Below are 22,616 nucleotides of genomic sequence, written 5' to 3' on the forward strand. Positions count from 1 at the left end.
GATGGGCCTGCACAAACTGACTCAAGCGTTACTGCTGGTGCTTGCACCTCTGTGTGTGCAGGCCGCCGACACCGCCAGACCGGTGGTCAACCTGTACATCTGGGGCGAGTATCTGGCCCCGGATACGCTGAAGAATTTCGAGGCGCAGACCGGCATTCATGTGGTCGCCGATCACTTTGATTCGCTGGAAACCGTGGAGACCAAACTGCTCACCGGGCGCAGCGGTTATGACCTGGTGCTGACCGCCGGCCAGCACTTGTCGCGGGCCATCGAGAGCGGTGCGATCCAGCCGCTGGACAAGGCGCGGGTGCCGCATTTTTCCGGCGTCGGTGAAGAGTTCCGTCAGCACATGGCGGTGTTCGATCCGGGCAACCGCTTTGCTGGAATCTACGCTTGGGGCACGACCGGCGTCGGTTATCAGGAGCAGGCGATCAAGCAGCGTCTGCCGGAGGCGCCGACGGACAGTTGGGCGATGCTGTTCGATCCGGCCGTGGTCTCTAAATTTGCCGATTGCGGGGTGAGTCTGCTCAACGATCCAAACGAAGTGTTCGCCGCGGTCATGAAGTACCTGGGCCTGGACATCAACCGGCAGAACCTTGATGACCTGAAACTCGCCGAGCAGCAACTGGCGAAGATCCGTCCGTACATTCGCTACTTCGACAACGACCTGAACATCAGCGACCTGGCCAACGGCAACACCTGCGTGGCGATGTCGTGGAACGGCAACGTGGCGATTGCAGCGGGGCAGGCGCAAGCGGCGAGCAAGCCGTTCCAGCTTAGTTACCGCATCCCGAAGGAGGGCACGCTGATCTGGTTCGACGCCATGGTCATTCCCAAGGACGCGCCGCATCCGCAGGCCGGGCTGGCGTTGATGGATTACCTGATGACTCCCGAGGTGATCGCGCCGATCACGGACACCATCCATTACGCCAATGCGATCCCGGCGGCGGATGCTTTGGTCGATGCCTCGATCCGAAATGATCCGGGGACGTATCCGTCGGAGGCGGTGCGGGCTTCGCTGTACAGCAAGAATGACAATGGCAAGGCGTTCAACCGGGCTTTGATTCGGGCGTTCAGCAAGTTGAAGTCTGGCCTCTGAAAAGCCAACCCTCACCCCAGCCCTCTCCCGGAGGGAGAGGGAGCCGACCGAGGAGTCTTGCGTAATACATCGACCTGAAAATCCGGGGCGACTATGGATTCACAGCCGCTATTTCAGGTCGGCGGATATCTCAAATCTCCCCCAGTCAGTTCCCTCTCCCTCCGGGAGAGGGCTAGGGTGAGGGCAGCGGTTTTGGCATGCGCCACAGGTACCAAGCCGCCACTGTCCGATACGGACTCCACGCCGAGCCGATCTCGATCATCTGCTTGCGCGTCGGCTGCACCTCCAGCCCCTTCAAGCGCCGATAGCCCTCGCGCACGCCAAAGTCATCCGCCGGCAAAACATCCATGCGCTCGAGGCTGTAAATCAGCAGCATCTCCACCGTCCAGCGGCCAACCCCGCGCAGGCTGACGAGGCGTTCGATCAACGCCTCATCGTCCATCACCAGCGCGGAGGGGTAATCCGGCACCACGCCGTCCAGCGTCGCCTGGGCGATGCCCTGAATAGTCGCAATCTTGCCCGCCGAAAAGCCGCAGCCGCGCAACTGATCGAAGTCGGTCGCGAGAATCTGCTCAGGCCGGGGAAACGTCTGCCCAGGAAACAACGCCACCAGGCGCCCGACAATCGCATCCCCAGCCTTGGCGTGCAGTTGCTGATAGGCTATCGCCCGCACCAGCGATTCGTAAGGATCACGCGTCGGATACGGTTGATGCAGACAAGGGCCGACCGCTGCAACGTGTCGCTGCCAGTCCCCGTCGAGCGCGGCCAGAAACTCGCTGGCCGCCTGATAACGATCCAGCATGCTATTTCAGCAGTCCGTTGACTTCGCCGTAGGTCAGCGCCTTCAGGTCGTGGGTGTCGAGCTTGCCGCTGGCGAGGAAGCTCTTCACCAGCGAACCCATCGCGCCATAAAGAAATTCGGCGATGCCGGAACCGGCACTCAAGCGGCGCACGCCCAGGGCTTGCAGCTCAGTCGGCGAGGGCAGGCAGGCGAAGCCGAGCACGTTCACCGGCAGTGACGTGCCCTTGCAGATCGCCTCGATTTCATACGCGGCAGTCACGCCGGCAGCAAACAAGCCATCGGCCCCGGCCGCCTGGTACAACGCCGAACGGCGCAGGGTTTCGGCGACGCGATCCTCGGCCGGTACCAGACTCTTGAGGTAGACGTCGGTGCGCGCGTTGATGAACAGCTTCACATCGCGCTTGCGGGCGACTTCGCGTGCCACTTCGATCTTGCGCACCAACAGTTCCGGGGCGCCGCTGCCGTCCTCGATATTGATCCCGACCGCACCGGCAGCGAGCACCGCGTCGATGACTTCGGCCACGCGCCCGAGGTCATCGGAATAACCGGCCTCGATGTCCACGCTCAACGGCACCTTGATCACCCGGGCGATGGATTCCACGGTTGAAATCAGCCGTTCGAGGGGCAGGGTGTTGCCATCCGCATAGCCGTGCGCCCACGCGACCGCCGCGCTGCTGGTAGCGACAGCCTTGCCGCCCGCTTGCTCGACCAGCCGCGCACCGGTGGCGTCAGCGACGTTGGTCAGGATCAGCAGGCCATCCTGGTGTAACTGGTGAAACCGAGTGTCGAGCGCGTTCATCGAAATCCCTTCTAGTGAGTGGTGCAAATCTTCAGAAAGCCAGTGGTTGCGTGAGCTGCACCGCAGCGTTTTCCAGCCGCAGCAGAAACGCCTTGCGCGGCTGCCCACCACCATAGCCGGTCAGCGAACCGTCCGCACCGATCACTCGATGGCACGGCACCACGATCGCCAACCGATTTTGCCCGTTGGCCAGTCCCACCGCGCGACTGGCGCCGGGTTTGCCCAGGCGTGCGGCGAGGGTACCGTAGGTGCTGGTGTGTCCATAAGGAATGTGCAGCAGTTGCTCCCAGACTTGCCGGTCGAACACGCTGCCGGGCAGGTGCAGCGGCACGCTGAACAGAGTGCGCGTCCCGGCAAAATATTCGTTGAGCTGCTCTTCGATCAGCTGCAAATGCGCGTTGTGCCCAGGCGCGACCACGTAGCCATGGCGGGTCTGTAACGCTTCGACTTCGCGGGTCAGCGCCGGGCGATCGAGAAACTCCAGCAACACCAGTCCGCGACGTTCGGCCATGGCGATCATCGGCCCCAGCGGCGTGGTCAGACGGGTGAACAGCAGCGGCTCACTGTTGGCCGCGCGCCCCGGGGTGATGTGGAACGACTTTTGGAACGCATCGCGAAAACCGCTGAGCGATTCGTAGCCTGAGTCGAACGCTGCATGGTCAATCGAGGTGCCTTGGCGAATCCCGCCCAGCGCCATGCCGAGCCGGCGGGTACGCAGCCACGCATGGAAGGTCATGCCGAAATGCTGCTTGAACCAGCGCCGCAATTTCAACGGTTCAATACCTTCGGCCAGCAACTGTGCATCACTCCAGCGCACCTCCGGGTCGGCATCGACGGCTTTGAGCAGGCGCTGCACCCAGTCGGGGGCGATGGCGGCGGCGTCCAGCGGTTTGCAGCGCAGGCAGGCGCGATAACCGGCCGACAGGCACTCATCGGCGTGGGCGAAGAACTCGACGTTCTCCGGTTTCGGCTTGCGCGCCGTGCAACTGGGGCGGCAGAAGATCCCGGTGGTTTTCACGGCCGTGAAGAACACCCCTTCGTAAGCGGTGTCGCGTTCGAGCATGGCGCGAACCATCTCGGCGTGGGGCGGCAGCAGTGCGGTTTGTATGTTCATGGCCTGAGCTTAAATCCAGGATTTCGATCGCTCCACCGAAAAATCGACAATGAATTTTTTCGATTCTGCACCACAATCAGCGAGTCGCCGATTCGATGGAGCCAACCCATGCAGCCGTTTATCATTCAACACCTCGATCACATCGTCCTGCGGGTCGCCGATCTGCGACGCAGTATCGATTTCTACGGTCAGGTATTCGGTGCCGAGGTGGTCAAGCACAACGAGCCATTGGGGCTGGTGCATCTGCGCGCCGGGACCTCGATGATCGACCTTGTCGACTTGCAGGGCGAGCTGGGCAAGAAGGGCGGTGCGGCGGCGGGTACCGAACGACGCAACGTCGATCACTTCTGCCTGCGTATCGAACCCTTCGACGAACCGGCGCTGACCCAACACTTGCAGGCACACGGCCTGAGCGTGGAAAAAGCCGCCAGACGCTTCGGCGCCGAGGGCTACGGTCTGTCGCTTTACTGTTTCGACCCGGACGGCAATCAGGTCGAACTCAAAGGACCGTCCGAGGCTTAAGCGCGTTTCGCCAGCAACAACACCGAAGCCGCGGCCGACAACAGCCCTGCGCAGCAACGGTTGAAGATCCGTTTGCCGCGCGGCTCGGCGAACCAGCGGCGCATGTGCAGGCCCATCCAGGCGTAGGCGCCGATGGCGATCCATTCCAGCAGCAGGAACAACGCGCCGAGCACGGCGAATTGCGCCGGCACCGGGCGGCTCGGGTCAACGAATTGCGGCAGAAACGCGGTGAACAGGAGGATTGCTTTCGGATTGCCCGCCGCCACCAGGAACTCCTGACGCGCCAACCGCCAGAACCCCACCGACGCTCCCGCCACCTGCTGTTCGGCCTCAGGGTTGGCGCGCCAGAGTTGCCAGGCCAGGTAAAGCAGATACGCCGCGCCGATGATCTTGATCGCATGGAACAGCCATTCCGAGGTCTGCAGCACCACCGACAGTCCCGCGCCCGCGAGGGCGATCATTGCGGCGAACGCGATAATCCGTCCGACACCGGCGGCGCACGCCCGACGATAGCCGTAGCGAGTGGCATTGCTCACCGATAGCAGGTTGTTCGGGCCAGGGGCCATGTTCAGGGCGAAACAGGCCGGGAGAAACAGCGACAGCGTGGCGAGGTCCATGGGCTTGGGCTCCAGAAACGATGACGCTTTTTTATCACAGGCTGCGGGCGCACTGACCCGTACAGTCACGTAGTGCTGTCGCGGTACAGCCTCGAGATTAGCCTTGTAAATGCGTCGAACTTTTCCGGTTGGCCGGAACTCTCAAAGGTCTGAAGGCGCTGGTTTCGTCAGAAAAAACTGTGCGTCAAGTCAGAAAAAGGCGTTTGCCGTGTAATATCCGTCCAAAGCTGCAAACACCCTGCCGGCCCCGAAGCGGCCCCACCAAGAGCGATCTACATGCAAGCAAAGGCCCGTGAAGTTTATGTGCCACCGGTGCTGCAAGATCTGCGAGCCGGCACTGCCGAACTGCACATCGCACTGGAAAAACGTCTTCCTTTTTTCTCCGATACCCTCGATTCCAACGCTTTCGGACGGTTGATGCAGGCTTACTACGGCTTTTATCAGCCGCTGGAAAGTGCACTGCTCGACAGTGGCGTGATCCCTTTCGATTTCGATCTTGCGCCACGTCTCAAGGCGCAAACCCTGCTCAACGATCTGCAGGCGCTGGGCCTGACGGCCGAGGCCATCGCTCGCTTGCCACTGTGTCAGTCGTTGCCGGTGATCGACTCCGGCGCGGCATGCCTGGGTGTGTTGTACGTGCTGGAAGGGGCAACCCTCGGCGGGCAGATCCTGCGTCGCGAAATCGCTTCGCGGTTGAGTCTTGACGCCGACAATGGCGCGGCATTCCTCGACATTTATGGCGCCGCCACCGGTCGCCGCTGGCGCGATTTCATTGAATACCTGGGCAGTCGGTCGCTGGATGCGGGCGAACGTGAGGCCGTGGTTGCGGCGGCCCAAACCACATTCAGCTGTTTCGAGCGTTGGCTCGAAAGCCGGGAGGTACTGGCATGACTCCGCAAGACAAAGAAGCCTTTGAAGAACTGCTGGCCAACTGTGCCGACGAACCGATCCGCTTTCCCGGGGCGATCCAGCCCCACGGTTTGCTGCTGACTCTGAGCGAGCCGGCGCTGGAAATCATTCAGATCAGTGCCAACGTCGAGACCCTGCTGGCACGTCCGGCGCAGGAACTGATCGGCCAGCCGCTGCACAAGTTGCTGGGTGAGGCACATGCGGCGGCTGTTAGCGACGCGTTGCTGCATCCGGTGTTCGCCGATGCCGGACCGCTGCATTTTCGCCTCAACGGCACCGCGTTCGAAGGGCTGCTGCACCGTCATCAGGGCGTATTGATTCTGGAACTGGAAATCCACGTCGAGAATTTCCAGCCGCGTAACGTCGCCAGCAATCCAACCAATCTGGGACGTATGCTCCAGCGTCTGCAAGCGGCCACCACGTTGCAGGCGCTGTATGAAATCAGCGTCAAGGAAATCCAGGCGATGACCGGTTACGACCGGGTGCTGATCTATCGCTTCGAGGAGGAGGGTCACGGTCAGGTCATCGCCGAGGCGTCCGATCCGTCGATGGAAGTGTTCAACGGCCTGTTCTTCCCGGCCTCGGACATTCCCGAGCAGGCGCGCGAGCTGTACCGCACCAACTGGCTGAGGATCATCCCGAATGCCGATTACCAGCCAGTGCCGCTGGTGCCCAAGCTGCGCCCGGACACCCAGACCCCGCTGGACCTGAGTTTCGCCACCCTGCGCAGCGTGTCGCCGATTCACTGCCAGTACATGAAGAACATGGGCGTGCTGTCGTCGATGAGTATTTCCCTGCTCAAGGGCGACAAGCTTTGGGGCCTGATCAGTTGCGGCAACCGTCAGCCGCTGCATGTGCCGCACGAGCTGCGCAGCGCGTGCCAGACCATCGGCCAGGTGCTGTCGCTGCAGATCAGTGCGATGGAGTCGCTGGAAATCAGCCGCCAGCGCGACGAAAAAGTCGAGGCGTTGGCGCTGCTCAATCAAGCAATGATCGACTCGCCGGAAAATGTCTTCGATGGTCTGGCGCAGCAGCCGCAAGTGCTGATGGCGCTGGCCGGGGCCGGGGGCATTGCGATTATCGAAGACAAACAGCTGCACCGTTACGGCAACTGCCCGGAGCCGGAAGAGATTCGCGCGCTGCACAAGTGGTTGCAGGAAACCGGCGAGTCGGTGTTCGCCAGCCATCATCTGGCGAGCGTCTATCCGCCAGCCGCGCAGTTTCAGCAAGTGGCCAGCGGCGTGCTTGCCATGAGCCTGCCCAAACCGGTGGACAATGGGGTGATGTGGTTCCGTCCCGAGGTCAAGGAAAACATCAACTGGAGCGGCGACCCGCGCAAGCCGCTGGACCTGGAAAATTCCGACGCCGGCCTGCGTCTGCGTCCGCGCACCTCGTTCGAAATCTGGAAAGTCGAGATGGCCGGAATCTCCACCAAGTGGAGTCATGGCGATCTGTTCGCGGCCAATGACCTGCGCCGTTCGGCACTGGAAAACGACTTGGCCCGTCAGGTGCGCCGTGAGCAGGAAGCAGTGCGCGCCCGTGATGAACTGGTGGCGGTGGTCTCCCACGACCTGCGCAACCCGATGACGGTTATTTCGATGCTCTGCGGCATGATGCAGAAGACCTTCAGTTCCGACGGCCCGCACACCTCGCGGCGCATCTCCACCGCGATCGACACCATGCAGCAGGCGGCCGGGCGGATGAACACGCTGCTCGAAGACTTGCTCGACACCTCGAAGATCGACGCCGGGCGCTACACCATCGCCCCGCAGACCCTGGATGTCGGGCAGATGTTCGAGGAAACCCAGTCGTTGCTCGGGCCACTGGCGCTGGACAAGGACATCAATATCTCGTTCGAAGCCGATCCCGACCTGAAAATTCACGCCGACCCGGAGCGCCTGTTTCAGGTGCTGTCGAACCTGATCGGCAACGCGATCAAGTTCACCCCGCGCAAAGGTTCGGTGGGCGTGTTGGCCAAATCTGACGGCAAGGAAATCGTGTTTACCGTGCGCGATACCGGCGAAGGTATTCCCAAGGAAAACCTGGCGCGGGTGTTTGATCGCTACTGGACGGTGAAGGAGGGCAACCCGACCGGCACCGGACTGGGCTTGTACATCACGCAGGGGATTGTTGAAGCCCATGGCGGGCGGATCGAGGCCAGCAGTGAGCCGGGTGAGGGTACGGAGTTTCGGTTTACCGTGCCGGCGATGCTGTCCGGGGAATGAAAAAATCCGTGCCTCGCTGAACGGGGCACGGATTTCGAGTGGTTAGCCCAGATCGGTCAACGACATGAACACGTGTTTCGGCATCGGTACAAATCGATTGTTGCGTAGCTGGTTGATCGCGTACACCGCGCTGGCGGTACGGCCATTGCCGTCCCCGAAGCCTTGAAAACCGGCGATGGCCGCCAGCAAGTGTTTGTCGAAGTGCTCATGGGCGGTGTCGAGCGTTTTCAGATGTTGTTCCAGCGCAGCAAAACCGCTGGCGCTGCCACCATATTTTGTTGGCTGTCCTACCTCGCGCACGGACCCCGCCAGTTGAGGAACCAGTCGATCATGGATCTCTTTGACCACGGTCGCATCGGTGAGCGATTTATTGTTGCTCGAGTACTCCCGCAGGATCGTAACAATGTGCTCCAGTTTGTTGTCGGAGGTCGAACCCTTGACCATCCAGGCTCCGGCTCTCTGCGCATTGTCGGTGAAACCCTGCGGGTTGAACGCCGTTTCGGGCATCACGTCGCTGTAGGGTGGCTTGCCCAGATCCAGCTTCAAGACGCTTTGCTGGTGATTCTTCAGATAGATGACTTTTCTGGATTCAAGCTCGGCCATGGATCCGAGTATTTCCGAATAGTCACCAGCGTTTGTAGTGAACTTCGTGCCGTTGAACCGGGGGCCTTTGCTTTTGGTGAAGCTAATCAGCACGTCGTTCGCCGCGGCATGACCTATTAACGATTCCAGTTGCTGGAATCCCTTTGAGGACTGAGTCGCTTCCCTCGTTGCAGCGTTGAACAGATGCTGCAGTTCTGTTGCATTGCCGCCCTTGGGTATGGAAATAACGTCCTGGCTCAGTCGTGTGACGAGCTGTTCGACTGTTTCGAGTGCATCATCCTTGAACAATGCCCGTGCATGCGCCAGCGTCGGCAGTGTCATGCGAATCTCCGCTGCAACCCCGGTCTTGCTCAATGCCTTGACCAGATCGTACGAGCCGCTGCTGGTACTGCTCAGCGCTCGAAGTTGTCCGGCTCCTGCCCGGATGACGGTATGGCCGAAATGGCTGAGCTTCATCGCGCCTCTGCCGACCAGCCTGGCACCACCGTAGGCCAGCTTCGGAACGCCATCGAGCGGATTGAACACTGACAGCGCAACGCTTGCACCGACCTTGCTCAGGCTTAATAGTTTTGAAGTGCTGCCCAGCGCTTTGCTGAACGGCCCGATGGCTCCGGCAAAGATGAAGAGGATCGCGGTAAGGTCCATGACACAACTGAAGATGGCGCCGCTGCGAAGATCCGGGTCACTGGAGGACAGGCCTCTGATGCACTGGCGGAACGGGATGACGACGTCGAGAACGGCTTCGATGGCGTTGTCGTGGTCATCATGTTTCTTCTCCAGAGCGGGTTTGTCGTAACCGGTTGCATAAAACTGATCGTAATGGGTCGGGGGATTATGTTCGGCAATGATTTCGCCGATCTTGTTGAAACGCTCCGAGTTGAAACTTTGAATAGGGCTACGCATAAAGGGTGGCGCGTCGTCAGGTTCATCGAATTCTGCAAATCGTTCGAGGATGATGCCCGGTTTGCCGCGCGACTCCTCGCCCAAGGGGGACTCGCCTTCGAAGTAGGCGCTTTTCTCGATTTGCGTATAAAGATATGTCAGCGACTTGAAGTCGTTGTTGCCATTTGGCGATACGGTAAACCATCCGATCTCATCGAGTGTCTGGCCGCGGATGTAAGCTTCAGCAAGAGCCGGATTGTTGCGGCAAATGCCTTGCAGGGGGAATATTTCAAAGCAGTAAAACTGCAATCCATACTTGCAAAACACCACGCTGCCGAAACGCGCCGTTTCACGTGGATCAAAGGGCACATAGCTGCTGGTTATCGGGATCTGTATCGAAAAATCGCGCACGCTGAAGATGGCGGTTTTTCCAAATTCAAGTGCCATCCGTTCTTCCATTGGCAATCGGCAAAGTGCCAGGCGCACAGTTGTATTGATTGCCGATTTGTATTGCTCGAAGTGCTCCTTTATCTTTGCCTTGTAAAGAGAGTTGATCGGTTCGAATTCCAGGAGTTCAGGAAACTCTTTATAAATGCTTGTGCCAGATTGCTTGTCATAGCCCTTTTTGAACAGCAGGTCGCGGGTCATATAGACATCAAGCACGGAATGATAGTGGCGTTTGGCTCCGTGTTCGACCGGCAACGCTATTTGCGTCATTGGGTCGCAACCAATGTCGTACAGCTCGTCTTTAGCCAGTTTGCGGCGGCTGACCGGTGGGGTGGCGATTGTTGTCAGCGCTGTACTGACCGCTTCGATGTGGGCGTTGTAGTGCGTGGCGGCCTGCTTGAAGAGCTCCTGGGTTGGCAGGTCATTGGCATTTTCCGGCTCCAGGCCATTCAGCATCGACCAGTCGATGATGCCTTGCAGGTTAGCCCAGTCATGCAGCGTCTGCTGTTGCGCACTGGTGGGCAGAATCGCGCCCAATTCAAGTAGCTTGTCGTAGGACATCTGACGGGACAGGCCTGGTGCGATGCTCTCGGCCAGGCGTACCGCTTTGCGCAGAATTATCCAGGCTGATGTGCCGATCTGCACAGTCGCGGGTGTCCTGACCAGAAACTCCGGCGCCAGTCCGGCGAGGATCAGTTCCAGCGTCAGGGGCACCGCATACTCCTTGATGCGTCGACGACCGAGTGCCTGTTCCAGTGCCAGGTTGACCTCGGCGGAGGTAGCCTGCACGTAACCCGGGTTATAGATATTCTGCTCGATGAAGTTCTGGTTCTTGTCCTCGCGACCCAATGACAAATCCAGCATGATTGCTGCAACCAGCAGGCGACTGCGCTGCTCGATGCTCAGCACAGTTGCATTGGCCATGGACGGTCCGTTCAACGCTTCGAAGCAGGACTGGACGAAAGCCTTGGCTTCTTCGGTCTCGAGCAACAGAGCCCAGGCGCGACGCGGGTATTCAATCAGGGCTGTCGGCGTCTCTTTCTTGAGCAGGGCACCGGCCAGATAATTGATCAGCGGTTCCGGGCGCGGCTCGCCCTTGTCCATCAGCTTATGGATGACCTGATAGATAGTTGATTGCTGATCCTCATCGATGCACAGCTCTGTTGCGCCGGTTTCGTTGGATGTCCCCCAGTAGTTGCCATGCGCGGGCGCCGGCGGCAACGTCAGTTCCAGCCAGGCGATCAGGTTTTCAAACTGTTCCACGGTCTTGGGCAGGTTCAGTTGCTGGAACTGCAGCCAGTTGAGCAACGGCAGACGGTCGCTTGAAGACACGATGTCACCCGTCATGACTGCACTGCTGGCCAGCAGTTGCAGGTCGGGTTTCAACGAATCAATCGCGTTGACCTGCTGGGTGATATCGATGCGCTCGATAAACGTCCCGTCTTTTTTTCGACTTCATGGACCTGAAAGATTTCGCCCTCTTTATTGACCAGTGTCCAGTTGGCATCATTGATTTTCAACGCGTCGACGATTGCAACGAATTGCGGTTGCCGTACCAGTTGGCGCAGGACGATATGTGCCGAGAAATGCGTTTGGTTGAATTGACTGCCCTCAAGAATCGATATGGACAGTTGCTCACTATCAACCAGGTTGGTGTGGTAATAGTAGTTGCGGTTGTCCTTGTCTTTTTCCAGCTTTTCGAGTGTTTCTCTGATTGTCTGTGCAATGGCGCGACGCTCAAGTTGCTCGCTTGATAAGGGGGCTGGGGTAAAAAGATTGGTTGAAATTGTCATTGGGTGTCAGTCCATCCATGGTTTATAGGCGGGGCAAATAACGAGTGCAGCGGAAGTCTGCTTTCGCGTGGCGACTATATCGGCGCAGTCAGGGCTTGTTTTGCAGTATTGGTTTCAATGTATGTTTCATGCCGGTCATTTTGAGGGCAATTTTGTTCAATACAGGAGGCCATGCCTTAGTTAGCCTGAGTCTCTTTCTCCCCAATCTGCGGCAGGTGTGTAATGAGTCTGATTGTGTCGATGGCGGCGTTTGCGCTGGTGGCGTCCATAACCCCGGGACCGGTGAATATCGTCGCGCTGAGTTCCGGTGCGCAGTTCGGCTTTCGAGCCAGTCAGCGCCACGTGGCGGGGGCGACGCTGGGGTTTGTGTTGTTGCTGGTGCTGATGGGCCTGGGACTGCATGAAGTCCTGAAATTGTGGCCATTCCTGACCCGGTTGGTGCAACTGGCCGGGGTGACGTTTCTGTTGTTCATGGCCTGGAAACTGGCTGCCGATGACGGCCAGTTGCATGCCGGCGAGGCGGGTCGTGCGCCGTCGATGTTGTACGGCGCGGTGATGCAATGGCTCAACCCGAAAGCCTGGCTGGCTTGCGTGGCAGGGATGGGTGCGTTTGTCGCCGATGGCGAGGCGCGGCTGGTCTGGCAGTTTGCGGCGGTGTATCTGGTGATCTGCTATCTGTCAGTGGGCTGCTGGGTGTATGCCGGGACGTTTTTACGTGGGTATTTGGGCAATTCGGCGGGGATGCGCCTGTTCAATCGGTTCATGGCTTTGTTACTGGCGGCGAGTGCGATTTATCTGTTGTTGCCATAAGTCTCGTGTCATTCACCCAGCCGATCGTGCTTGCAGCATGGCGACCCATTCTTTGGCGAAGCGATGGCAATCACCGGGCCAGCGCGCCGTCAGCAGATTGCCGTCGCGCACCACGAACCCTGTTTGCGGCGCTTTTGCGCTATCCCGTCTGGCGATGAGGGGACCGCGTACAAAGTCGGATTGGCGCGACAGTGCGGCAGTCACCTCTGCCTCGACGGTCTGCGGGTAAGTGCGGAAGTAACGCCCCAACCAGGCGCAGGTCATCAGCCAGGCCGGTAACTCCATGGTGGCCGCCAGCAACGCTGTGACCTTGCGCCCGAACAACACCGAACGTCCGGTGTCAGGGTCAAGGGTGCGGGCCAGTAACAGCACGCCATGACACACCGCCGCCACGGGTTTTTGTGCCTTGAAAAACTGCAGGGCGATTTGCCGTGCCTGTCCGGACTCCAGCAGGCTGCGCATACCTTTGGCATGACCGCCGGGAATCAGCAGACCGTCGAACTGAGACGGGTCGACATCGGCATACGCCAGCGGTTGAAGAAATGCCGCGCTGTCGATCATCCGGGCGTAACTGTCCAGGTCGGCCTTGCGCGTCATCAGCATCGGGTTCAGCGGCCCGAATCCAACGCTCACCAACCGTGAATCGGCGTAGGCAGGCAGGCCTTGCGGCGTGGCAAAACGGGCGTCGATGCCCGCGTTGTGCAGCGCCTGCCACGGCACGCTGCTTTCAGTCGGGTCGTAATCGGCGGACGGCAACAGAATCAGAATCATCCAGAGCAAACTCCCGGGCCGGGATTGGCCGCTGATCTGGAGCGTAGTCGATTTTGACTGTCAGCCGCGATATTGGCCGGGTGTCGCGGCCAGATGCTGTTTGAACGCGCGCTGGAAGTGCGCTTGATCGGCAAACCCTGCTTCAAGGGCGACATCGGCAATCAACTGGCCGCTGCGCAGGCGTTCGCGGGCGAACTGGATGCGCTGGTTGACCACGAACGCGTGCGGGGTCATGCCGTAAAGCTGCTTGAAGGCGCGGATCAGGTACGAGGGCGACAGCTGCGCCGCCGTGCAGATGTCCTCCAGGCTGAGCAGATCGGTGCAGTGTTCACGAATGAAATCGGCGGCGCGTTCGAGCTTGAAATTCGGCTCGCGCAACGGTTGTTCCGCCGGGTTCAGGCGCAGCTGCAGGTCGCTGAAAAACTCTACCGCTGCGCTCTGTTTACGCAGTACATCCTGCTGCTCATCGACCAGTGTGGCGTACAACCCTTGCAGCGCCCGGAACAGCCGAGCGTCATTCAAGTGCGTGCTGGAAAATCGGCGGAACTCAAGCTCGTTACTGAACCCCAACTGATGCTGCAAGTCCGTCAGCCACGGCGTTTCCACATACAACATCAGATACGACCACGGCTGATTATCGATCGGATTGCAGGCGTGCACATCGCCCGGATTCATCAGCACCACGGTGCCGGCGGCGACGTCGAACGTCGATTGCTCATGCACATAAATGCTGCGCCCGGCGGTGATCGCACCGATGGAAAAATGCGCATGGGAATGGCGCGCGTAGCAGACCTCACGGCCATCGGCGATAGCCCGCGCTTCGATGAAGGGCAGGGCGTCGTCACGCCAGAAGTGTGGCGCTTTTTCAGGGCTTTTGGCGGCGGCGTGTTTCATCGTTATTGTTCCCGGCAGGCCAGAACCGGAGTGTATTAGCTCTGGCCGGCAAAGGCCCGCTCAAGTTCGGCGATGTCGAGTTTTTTCATCTTGAACATGGCCTGCATCGCCCTTTGCGACTTAGTGGTGTCGGGGTCTTGCATCATGTGCATGAAGGCCACCGGTACAATCTGCCACGACACCCCGAACTTGTCCTTGAGCCAACCGCATTGCTGGGCCTCAACCGGGCCGCCGGCCGACAGGTTGCCCCAGAAGTGGTCGACTTCTTCCTGATTCTGGCAATTGACCTGAAACGATATGGCTTCACTGAACTTGAACATCGGCCCGCCGTTGAGGCCGGTGAAGGTCTGGCCGTCGAGTTCGAAACTGACAGTCATCACCGCACCTTCCGGCTTGCCGTGAAATTCCTGGCCGACCTTGCTGTAGTGGGTCAGGCCGGTGATTTTCGAATGATCGAAAACCGAGCAATAGAACTTCGCAGCAGCTTCGGCCTGATCATCGAACCACAGGCACGGTGTGAGTTTTTGAAAGCGTTGCATGGCAGTCATCCTCGGCAGGTTAGACACGCAGGATAATCAGCGTAGTCAGTCCTTGGTCGAGTGGCGGTGCCGTAGATCGACAAGTGCTTCGCGGTCGAACACAAACCCCTGTAGGAGTGAGCCTGCTCGCGATGACGTTGGTACAGGCGTTGGTGTTGCCTGAGCCTACGCCATCGCGAGCAGGCTCACTCCTACAAGGGGCGCTGCTCGGCAATCATCAACAGGGACTGCGGCGCCGCACTTTGCGGATGCTGCGGTTCGTGCAGGCCGACCAGTCTGAACCCCGCCATGTCCAAGGCATTCAGCCAACTCGACAGCGTGCGGAAATACCACGGCATCGGCTGCCACTGGCCCTTGAACCCGGCGAAGGATTCTTCACGCCAGCCATCCTGATAATCGCCAGCCGCCACGGCCCACGGATGCAGGGTCTGAATGATCATGGTGCCGCCCGGAACCAGCAACGCATTCATCGCGGCGAGCAGCGCAATGATGTCCTGATGCAGCAGCGAGAAATTAGCGCAGACCAAATCGTAATCACTGCCGACATCGACCCGGGCGTCGACCAGCGCCTCATAACTGGCGACATGCACCTTGGCCGAACCGGCCTCACGTGCTGCCTCGATCAGCGTTGCATCGCCATCGACACCCGCCGCATCGATACCGCGATCCGCCAGCGCCCGCAACAACCAGCCTTCACCGCAACCCAGATCCAGCACGCGCGCGGGTTGACGGCTCATGATCGCCAGCAGGATCGCCTGATCGGTGACCTGCTGACGGCTTTCGATGGCACCGCTGCGGATCACTTCGATCCAGGCATCGGCGTTGTCGTGCCAGCTCTGCAGAAGGGTGGATTCGGGTGAAGGCATGGCGCTGTCTCCGGTAAAAGGCAGATTGTGAGCGTTCGCTGATGCGCCTGCTATGTTCAAAAGCTGAACAGAGTCTGGCAGAGGATAGACACCATGACCCCATTAACTGGCGGTTGCCTGTGCGGCGATGTGCGTTTCGAAGCATCGGGCCAACCTTACCGCGTCGGCATCTGCCACTGTCTCGATTGCCGAAAGCACCACGGTGCGTTGTTCCATGCCTCGGCGATATTTCCCGAGAATGCGGTGACCGTCAGCGGCAAAACCGGCGAGTATCAAGGGCGAGTGTTCTGTCCGCGCTGTGGTTCACCGGTACTTGCACGTTCGGGAGATGAAATTGAAGTGAATGTCGGCTCGCTGGACGCGCCGAACCAGTTCAAGCCGACTTATGAGTTGTGGACTATCCGTCGTGAGGCCTGGTTGCCGGCGCTGCCGCTGGCGCACCACTACGAACGTGATCGCGAAGGGACGGGGCGTTCCGAGGCATAACCTTGTAGGAGCGAGCCTGCTCGCGAATGCGGTGGGTCAGCCACCCCATCATTGATTGACCGATTGCCTTCGCCAGCAGGCTGGCTCCCACACGGTCCTGTTGTGTCCGAGTATTCAGCAACCACCTGAAAGCCTGTGGGAGCTGGCTTGCCAGCGATGGGGCCGGCACATCCACAGTTGATGTTGCCTGACCCACCGCCATCGCTGGCAAGTCAGCTCCCACAATGATGTGTGGTTCCTGCAGATCTCTGATCACCTCCGCGGGAGCATGAAACGCTCGAATTTCAGCCGCGAATAAAGGCCAGCAAATCGGCATTGATCGTCGCTGCCTCAGTCGTCGGCATCCCGTGCGGAAACCCCGGATACGACTTCAACGTGCCATTTGGCAGCAACTTCGCCGACAAAGGCCCCGAGTTCGCATACGGCACAATCTGATCATCCTCGCCATGCATCACCAGCACCGGCACGGTGACCTTCTTCAAATCTTCGGTGAAATCGGTCTGCGAGAACGCGACGATCCCGTCGTAATGTGCCTTGGCGCCGCCGATCATGCCCTGACGCCACCAGTTGCCGATGATCCCCTCGGAAGGCTTGGCACCGGGGCGGTTGTAGCCGTAGAACGGGCCGCTGGGGATATCCCGGTAGAACTGCGCGCGATTGGCCGCCAGTTGCGCCTGAAAATCGTCGAACACCGATTTCGGCAATCCGCCCGGATTGCTCTCGGTCTTGACCATCAGTGGCGGCACCGCGCTGATCAGCACGCCTTTGGCGACGTTGTGCTGTCCATGCCGGGCGATGTAGTGGATGACCTCGCCGCCGCCGGTGGAGTGGCCGACATGCACCACGTTCTTCACCCCCAGATGTGTGACCACTGCCAGCGCATCGTCGGCGTAATGGTCCATGTCATGGCCGTCCCAGACCTGGCTCGAGCGTCCGTGCCCACGACGGTCGTGGGCAATCACCCGAAAGCCCTGGCCCAGGAAGAACAGCATCTGCGCGTCCCAGTCATCCGAGCTGAGCGGCCAGCCGTGGTGGAAGTGGATCACCGGGGCGTCCTTCGGGCCCCAGTCCTTGTAGAAAATTTCGACGCCGTCTTTGGTGTTGACAAATCCCATGTTCGCGACTCCTGACCAAGGTGAGGGTTACCGCGCTCGTCGCAGACCGGTCGTGATGGTTCGGATGAGCGCCGTTATCAGCCAGAAGATTAAAGTCGACATTTTTGCGTTGAGGCATGACCGGTGGTCGCAACGTCTGGCGTCGCGCGCAAATTAGACTTTGCTGAAAGGGATAAGCCGAGGCGCGCACAGGCTTCGATGGCCGTAGCGACGCCCCTTCAGAACACCGTGAGTCTGAGGAAAATCCCCGATGCTGACCTTGAATATCAATGGCAAGGATCAGGAGCTCGATGTGCCGGCCGACATGCCGTTGCTCTGGGTCCTGCGTGACGTTGCGCACCTGACCGGTACCAAATTCGGCTGTGGCATGGCCCAGTGTGGCGCCTGCACCGTACACGTCGATGGCGCACCGTTGCGTGCCTGTATCACGCCCGCCACCGCCGTGGCCCACGGCCAGAAAATTCTCACCATCGAAGGCCTTTCGACCGATGGCTCGCACCCGGTGCAGCAGGCCTGGGCCGAACTCGATGTGGTGCAGTGCGGTTACTGCCAGTCGGGGCAGATCATGTCTGCCGCCGCGCTGCTGGCGAAAATCCCCAAACCGACCGACAGCGATATCGATCAGGCGCTCTCCGGCAACATTTGCCGCTGCGGCACCTATCCACGGATCCGTGCGGCGGTTAAGCGCGCGTCCGAAATCGGTTGATGCATGTTGGGAGAAGGGTGATGAACAGTCCTGTATCGCGTCGCGGATTTCTCAAGGGCAGTGCCGTGCTGGGTGGCGGTCTGGTGGTGGCGTTCGTGGTCCCCGGTGCCCATCGGTTTGCCATGGCGGCGGAGAATGAAGGCAAGGTCTTCGCGCCGAATGCGTTTTTACGCATCGCCGCCGACAACAGCGTGACGGTGTTGCTCGGGCATTCGGAAATGGGCCAGGGCATCTGGACCGGCCTGACCATGCTGATCGCCGAAGAGCTGGACGCCGACTGGTCAACGATCCGCGTCGAACACTCGCCGGCCTCGGCGGCCGATTACGGCATGCCGGCGTTTGGCGGGATGCAGATTACCGGCGGTTCGACCTCGACCTGGATGGAGTTCGACCGTTACCGACTCGCCGGGGCCACGGCGCGACAGATGCTGGTGGAGGCGGCGGCCAAGCGTTTCGATGTCGCGCCTTCAGCCATTCGTACTGAATCGGGCGTGGTGATCGCCGGCGATAAACGCGCGACTTACGGCGAACTGGCGGACGCCGCCGGGCAACTGCCTGTGCCGGATCCCAAGTCGATCACCTTCAAGGAGGCCAAAGACTGGAAGGTCATCGGCAAGCCGACCAAACGCCTCGATACCCCGGAGAAAATCACCGGCCGCGCCAAGTTCGGCATGGACGTGCAGTTCGACGGTTTGATGACCGCGATGGTCGCCCGTGCACCGGTGTTCGGCGCGACGGTCAAATCCTTCGAAGGCGCCGAGGCGCTGGCGGTCCCCGGCGTGCACAAAGTGGTGCAAGTACCGACGGGCGTGGCGGTGATTGCCGATCATTACTGGGCGGCGAAACTCGGTCGTGATGCATTAAAAGTCGATTGGGATCTGGGGCCGCATACGGATCTGAGCAGCCAGGGCTTGCTCGACAGCTTCCGCAAACTGGCAGCGACACCGGGGACTTCCGCCAGCCAGGCTGGGGATCCGAAAGGCAACTTCGACAAGGCGGCGAAGAAAATCGACGTCGAGTACAGCGTGCCGTATCTGGCGCATGCACCGATGGAACCGCTGAACTGTACGGTGAAGATCAGCGCCGAAAAATGCGAGATCTGGACCGGCACGCAATTCCAGACCCTCGATCAAATGGTCGCCGGCAAGATCACCGGACTCAAACCCGAGCAAGTGGAGATTCACACCGAGTTTCTTGGCGGCGGTTTCGGGCGCCGGGCCAATCCGACCTCGGACTTCGTCGCCGAAGCGGTGCAAGTGGCGAAGGCTGCCGGGATGCCGGTGAAAACCGTGTGGTCGCGCGAGGATGACATTCGTGGCGGGTATTACCGCTCGATGTTCCTGCATCAGGCGCGCATCGGCCTGGACGGGCAGGGCATGCCGCTGAGCTGGCAGCATGTGCTGGTCGGCCAGTCGATCATGACCGGCACTCTGCTGGAAGCGACCATGGTCAAGAACGGCATCGACCCGACGTCGGTCGAAGGCGTGGCCGACAGCCCGTATATCAAAGGCCTGGCCCATCAACAGGTCGAGCTGCATTCGCCGCAGACCGGGATCAATGTGCTGTGGCTGCGTTCGGTGGGGCACAGCCACACCGCGTTCGTCATGGAGTCGCTGATCGATGAAATGGCCGCCGCCGCGAACAAGGATCCGGTCGAATACCGACGCACTTTGCTCAAGGATCATGCGCGCCATCTCGGGGTGCTGAATCTGGCGGTGGAGAAGGCCAACTGGCAAGCGCCATTGCCGGACGGGCATGCGTTGGGCGTGGCGGTGCATGAGTCGTTCGGCAGTTATGTGGCGCAGGTGGCCGAGGTCTCGCAGGACAATCTGGCGATCCGCGTGCACCGCGTGGTGTGTGCGGTGGATTGCGGGATCGCGGTCAATCCGCAGAGCATCGCGGCGCAGATGGAATCGTGCATCACCTTTGGCCTGGGCATGGCGCTACACAGCAAACTGACGGTCAAGGACGGCGCGGTGGTGCAATCCAACTATCACGACTATCAGGTGCTGCGGCTCAACGAGATGCCGCTGGTCGAGGTGCATATCGTGCCCAGCAGCGACAAACCCGGCGGCATCGGCGAGGCCGGGGTGCCGCCCACCGCGCCGGCGGTGGCCAACGCGGTGTATGCGCTGACCGGGCAACGGTTGCGTGAACTGCCGCTGCAACTGGCGGGGGTGTGAGATGAAACGACATCTGCTGTTGGGCACCATGATCTTGCTGGGGCTGGGCGGCTACGCATCGGACCTGTTTGCCGATGATCAGGAGGCGCTCAAGGCGTTCGGTACGGTGCAGAAGGTGTTCCAGAGCCCGCGCTGCCAGAACTGTCACATTCCCGGCGACTCGCCGCTGCAGTTCGATGCGGGCAAACCGCACGCGATGAACGTGGTGCGCGGCATGGACGGCAAGGGCGCCGCCGGTTTGCCCTGCGCCACCTGTCACGCCGAGAGCAACCCGCCCGACAGTTATGGCCCGCATGCGCCACCGGGTGCGCCGCACTGGAGCCTGCCACCGGCGGCGCACAAAATGGCGTGGATCGGCCTGCCACCGGACAAGTTGTGCGCAATGATCAAGGATCGTTCGAGCAACGGCGACCGGGATTTCGCCGCGCTGATAAAACATGTCAGCGATGACAAGTTGGTGCTGTGGGGCTGGAACCCCGGAGCAGGGCGCGCGCCGGTGCCGGTGCCGCATGACATTTTTGTGGCTCAGTTCAAGCTTTGGGCCGACGCGGGCGGCCCGTGTCCGGTGGCGGGCGGTTGATGTGTGTGAGTCGCTGGCGAATCAGGCTACTCTAACGGTCATTGACCCTGATGGAGTGCGTGATGCTGGCCCCGATCAAACCCGCCAATGAAGCCACCCGAATTCAAGCGCTGCACGGCTTGAATGTCCTCGACTCCGCGCCGGAGGAGCGTTTCGACCGGCTTACGCGGCTGGCCAAGCGCCTGTTCAACGTGCCGATTGCCTTGGTGACGTTGGTGGGTAGCGATCGTCAGTGGTTCAAGTCTTGCGTGGGGCTGGGCGTCAGTGAAACGCCGAGGGATGTGTCATTCTGCGGCCATGCGATCCTTCAGAACGAACTGCTGTTGGTGGCTGATGCCAAGGAGGACGAGCGCTTTCACGACAATCCGCTGGTCACCGGCGAGCCGAAGATTCGTTTCTATGCCGGCTACCCGCTGACGGTGCCCAATGGCAACAAAATGGGCACGCTGTGCCTGATCGACACCAGACCGCGGGAACTCGACGACGAGGAGCGCGCCCTGTTGCGCGACCTCGCCGGCATGGCCGAGCAGGAATTGATGGCGGTGCAGATGGCGAGCATGGATGAGCTGACGCTGCTGTCCAACCGCCGTGGCTTCAAGACTCTGGCCCAGCATGCGCTGGACGCCTGCAAACACCGGGACAAACCGGCGACGCTGCTGTTTTTCGATCTCAATGATTTCAAGCAGATCAACGATCGCTACGGCCATGCCGAGGGCGACAGTGCGCTGAAGACCTTCGCCGACGTGCTGCGCATCGCTTTTCGCGAAAGCGATGTGATCGGGCGCTTGGGCGGCGATGAGTTCGTGGCGCTGCTGACCGGCTCCAGTCACGTCGAAACCACGGCGATCATGGCGCGGCTCAAGGAAATCCTCGACGAGCGCAATGCGATGCTGCAGCGCGGCTACGACATTCGCTTCAGCGTCGGCCAGATCGAATACGATTCCCGACGGCATGACACGGTGGATCGGCTGCTGGCCGATGCCGACGAGGCCATGTATACGCACAAGCAGGCGTTGAAACGGCGCTGATTCGGCCTCATCGCTGGCAAGCCAGCTCCCACAGGTTTCGGTGGAGTATTTCAGGTTTGTCGCTGATCCCCTGTGGGAGCGGGCTTGCTCGCGAAAGCATCTGGTCAGGCGATATCGATGTTGAATGTGCTGGCCTCTTCGTGAGCAAGCCCACTCCCACAGGTTCTCGGGTGTTCACGAAACCCCGGTGCTGCGCAGGCCCCCTGTGGGAGCGGGCTTGCTCGCGAAGGCGTCTGGTCAGGCGATATCGATGTTGAATGTGATGGTCTCTTCGTGAGCAAGCCCACTCCCACAGGTTTCTCGGGTGTTCACGAAATCCCGGTACTGCGCAGACACCTGTGGGAGCTGGCTTGCCAGCGATGCTCTATTTGGCAAACAACTGCCCGATGTCTTTGAACGCCTTGAATTCCAGCGCATTGCCGCACGGGTCGTACAGAAACATCGTCGCCTGTTCGCCCACCAATCCCTGAAAGCGGATCCCCGGCTCAATCACGAACCGCGTGCCCAGCGACGTCAGGCGTTCGGCCAGCGCCTGCCACTGCGCCATCCCCAGCACCACCCCGAAATGCGGCACCGGCACGTCATGCCCGTCCACCGCATTGGTGTGTGCGGCTTCCTGGGAAGCGTTTTTTGGCGCCAGATGAATCACCAGTTGATGGCCGAAGAAATTGAAGTCGACCCAATGCTCGCTGGAACGACCTTCCTCCAGCCCGAAGACTTCGCGGTAAAAGTGCCGTGCGGCGGCCAGGTCATAGACGGGGATGGCCAGATGAAAAGGGCTGAGCTGCATGGGGGATTCTCGATCAGGGGAAGTGGATTGAGTTTA

The 22,616-nt window shown here is 60.3% G+C and carries 22 protein-coding genes; 10 read left to right on the forward strand and 12 right to left on the reverse strand.

The window, feature by feature from the left end:
• The first annotated feature begins 1 nt into the window (after window position 1).
• Entirely contained in the window at window positions 2-1,099 is a 1,098-nt protein-coding gene (locus tag V9L13_RS03995) for an extracellular solute-binding protein (protein WP_338801554.1), read from the forward strand.
• 172 nt (window positions 1,100-1,271) lie between these two features.
• On the opposite strand, the gene V9L13_RS04000 is transcribed toward V9L13_RS03995, so the two are convergent.
• Genes V9L13_RS04000 through V9L13_RS04010 form a run of 3 tightly spaced genes read right to left on the reverse strand, consistent with a single transcriptional unit; the run spans window position 1,272 to window position 3,814 of the window.
• Window positions 1,272-1,901, reverse strand: coding sequence for a DNA-3-methyladenine glycosylase (locus V9L13_RS04000; RefSeq protein WP_338801555.1), 630 nt, complete (start codon window positions 1,899-1,901; stop codon window positions 1,272-1,274).
• 1 nt (window position 1,902) lies between these two features.
• Window positions 1,903-2,700: an isocitrate lyase/phosphoenolpyruvate mutase family protein gene (locus V9L13_RS04005; protein ID WP_003224110.1), complete on the reverse strand. Its 798-nt coding sequence runs from the start codon at window positions 2,698-2,700 to the stop codon at window positions 1,903-1,905.
• Between the two features lie 31 nt (window positions 2,701-2,731).
• Window positions 2,732-3,814 (reverse strand): trifunctional transcriptional activator/DNA repair protein Ada/methylated-DNA--[protein]-cysteine S-methyltransferase, encoded by a 1,083-nt coding sequence (locus tag V9L13_RS04010; protein ID WP_338801556.1) that lies wholly within the window; start codon window positions 3,812-3,814, stop codon window positions 2,732-2,734.
• 108 nt (window positions 3,815-3,922) lie between these two features.
• Here V9L13_RS04010 and V9L13_RS04015 point away from each other — a divergent pair, with 108 nt between their 5' ends.
• Window positions 3,923-4,336, forward strand: coding sequence for a VOC family protein (locus V9L13_RS04015; RefSeq protein WP_338801557.1), 414 nt, complete (start codon window positions 3,923-3,925; stop codon window positions 4,334-4,336).
• Here V9L13_RS04015 and V9L13_RS04020 read toward each other — a convergent pair.
• On the reverse strand, window positions 4,333-4,953 hold the full coding sequence (locus tag V9L13_RS04020) for a LysE family translocator (protein ID WP_338801558.1): 621 nt from the start codon (window positions 4,951-4,953) through the stop codon (window positions 4,333-4,335). The genes V9L13_RS04015 and V9L13_RS04020 overlap by 4 nt on opposite strands.
• A gap of 276 nt (window positions 4,954-5,229) precedes the next feature.
• On the opposite strand from V9L13_RS04020, the gene V9L13_RS04025 reads away from it, so the two are divergent.
• Window positions 5,230-5,844, forward strand: a complete 615-nt coding sequence (locus V9L13_RS04025) for a biliverdin-producing heme oxygenase (protein ID WP_338801559.1) — start codon at window positions 5,230-5,232, stop codon at window positions 5,842-5,844.
• A complete protein-coding gene (locus V9L13_RS04030; protein ID WP_338801560.1) occupies window positions 5,841-8,087 on the forward strand; it encodes an ATP-binding protein in 2,247 nt (748 codons plus the stop codon). Before V9L13_RS04025 ends, V9L13_RS04030 begins: the two co-directional genes overlap by 4 nt.
• A 42-nt stretch (window positions 8,088-8,129) precedes the next feature.
• On the opposite strand, the gene V9L13_RS04035 is transcribed toward V9L13_RS04030, so the two are convergent.
• Window positions 8,130-11,405, reverse strand: coding sequence for a hypothetical protein (locus V9L13_RS04035; protein WP_338801561.1), 3,276 nt, complete (start codon window positions 11,403-11,405; stop codon window positions 8,130-8,132).
• Window positions 11,402-11,812, reverse strand: coding sequence for a hypothetical protein (locus V9L13_RS04040; RefSeq protein WP_338801562.1), 411 nt, complete (start codon window positions 11,810-11,812; stop codon window positions 11,402-11,404). The genes V9L13_RS04035 and V9L13_RS04040 overlap by 4 nt, the downstream gene beginning before the upstream one ends.
• A 222-nt stretch (window positions 11,813-12,034) precedes the next feature.
• Here V9L13_RS04040 and V9L13_RS04045 point away from each other — a divergent pair, with 222 nt between their 5' ends.
• Window positions 12,035-12,622 carry a LysE family translocator gene (locus V9L13_RS04045; RefSeq protein WP_338801563.1) on the forward strand — a complete coding sequence of 196 codons (588 nt, stop codon included), beginning with the start codon at window positions 12,035-12,037 and terminating at the stop codon, window positions 12,620-12,622.
• Window positions 12,623-12,634: 12 nt separating this feature from the next.
• On the opposite strand, the gene V9L13_RS04050 is transcribed toward V9L13_RS04045, so the two are convergent.
• The 4 genes from V9L13_RS04050 to V9L13_RS04065 form a co-directional block, all read right to left on the reverse strand.
• Window positions 12,635-13,393: a DJ-1/PfpI family protein gene (locus tag V9L13_RS04050; protein ID WP_338801564.1), complete on the reverse strand. Its 759-nt coding sequence runs from the start codon at window positions 13,391-13,393 to the stop codon at window positions 12,635-12,637.
• A 60-nt stretch (window positions 13,394-13,453) separates the two neighbouring features.
• Window positions 13,454-14,287, reverse strand: coding sequence for an AraC family transcriptional regulator (locus V9L13_RS04055; protein WP_338801565.1), 834 nt, complete (start codon window positions 14,285-14,287; stop codon window positions 13,454-13,456).
• Between the two features lie 35 nt (window positions 14,288-14,322).
• A complete protein-coding gene (locus V9L13_RS04060; RefSeq protein WP_003224132.1) occupies window positions 14,323-14,826 on the reverse strand; it encodes a VOC family protein in 504 nt (167 codons plus the stop codon).
• Window positions 14,827-15,017: 191 nt separating this feature from the next.
• Window positions 15,018-15,692: a class I SAM-dependent methyltransferase gene (locus V9L13_RS04065; protein ID WP_338801566.1), complete on the reverse strand. Its 675-nt coding sequence runs from the start codon at window positions 15,690-15,692 to the stop codon at window positions 15,018-15,020.
• 93 nt (window positions 15,693-15,785) lie between these two features.
• Here V9L13_RS04065 and V9L13_RS04070 point away from each other — a divergent pair, with 93 nt between their 5' ends.
• Complete coding sequence (locus V9L13_RS04070) at window positions 15,786-16,178, forward strand: GFA family protein (RefSeq protein ID WP_338801567.1); 393 nt, start codon at window positions 15,786-15,788, stop codon at window positions 16,176-16,178.
• Window positions 16,179-16,462: 284 nt separating this feature from the next.
• Here V9L13_RS04070 and V9L13_RS04075 read toward each other — a convergent pair whose 3' ends face one another.
• Entirely contained in the window at window positions 16,463-17,293 is an 831-nt protein-coding gene (locus tag V9L13_RS04075) for an alpha/beta hydrolase (protein ID WP_338801568.1), read from the reverse strand.
• A gap of 250 nt (window positions 17,294-17,543) precedes the next feature.
• Here V9L13_RS04075 and V9L13_RS04080 point away from each other — a divergent pair, with 250 nt between their 5' ends.
• The 4 genes from V9L13_RS04080 (at window position 17,544) to V9L13_RS04095 (ending at window position 21,790) form a co-directional block, all read left to right on the forward strand.
• Complete coding sequence (locus V9L13_RS04080; protein WP_003224136.1) at window positions 17,544-17,999, forward strand: (2Fe-2S)-binding protein; 456 nt, start codon at window positions 17,544-17,546, stop codon at window positions 17,997-17,999.
• Window positions 18,000-18,019: 20 nt separating this feature from the next.
• Complete coding sequence (locus V9L13_RS04085; RefSeq protein WP_338801569.1) at window positions 18,020-20,182, forward strand: xanthine dehydrogenase family protein molybdopterin-binding subunit; 2,163 nt, start codon at window positions 18,020-18,022, stop codon at window positions 20,180-20,182.
• Window position 20,183: 1 nt separating this feature from the next.
• A complete protein-coding gene (locus V9L13_RS04090; protein ID WP_338801570.1) occupies window positions 20,184-20,762 on the forward strand; it encodes a hypothetical protein in 579 nt (192 codons plus the stop codon).
• 62 nt (window positions 20,763-20,824) lie between these two features.
• The gene (locus V9L13_RS04095; RefSeq protein ID WP_338801572.1) at window positions 20,825-21,790 is read left to right on the forward strand and encodes a sensor domain-containing diguanylate cyclase; all 966 of its coding nucleotides are present in this window, start codon (window positions 20,825-20,827) and stop codon (window positions 21,788-21,790) included.
• Window positions 21,791-22,154: 364 nt separating this feature from the next.
• On the opposite strand, the gene V9L13_RS04100 is transcribed toward V9L13_RS04095, so the two are convergent.
• The gene (locus V9L13_RS04100) at window positions 22,155-22,580 is read right to left on the reverse strand and encodes a VOC family protein (RefSeq protein ID WP_103522343.1); all 426 of its coding nucleotides are present in this window, start codon (window positions 22,578-22,580) and stop codon (window positions 22,155-22,157) included.
• Between the last annotated feature and the right edge of the window lie 36 nt (window positions 22,581-22,616).

Source organism: Pseudomonas sp. RSB 5.4 (genome assembly GCF_037126175.1).
In the GTDB taxonomy this organism is placed as follows: domain Bacteria; phylum Pseudomonadota; class Gammaproteobacteria; order Pseudomonadales; family Pseudomonadaceae; genus Aquipseudomonas; species Aquipseudomonas fluorescens_H.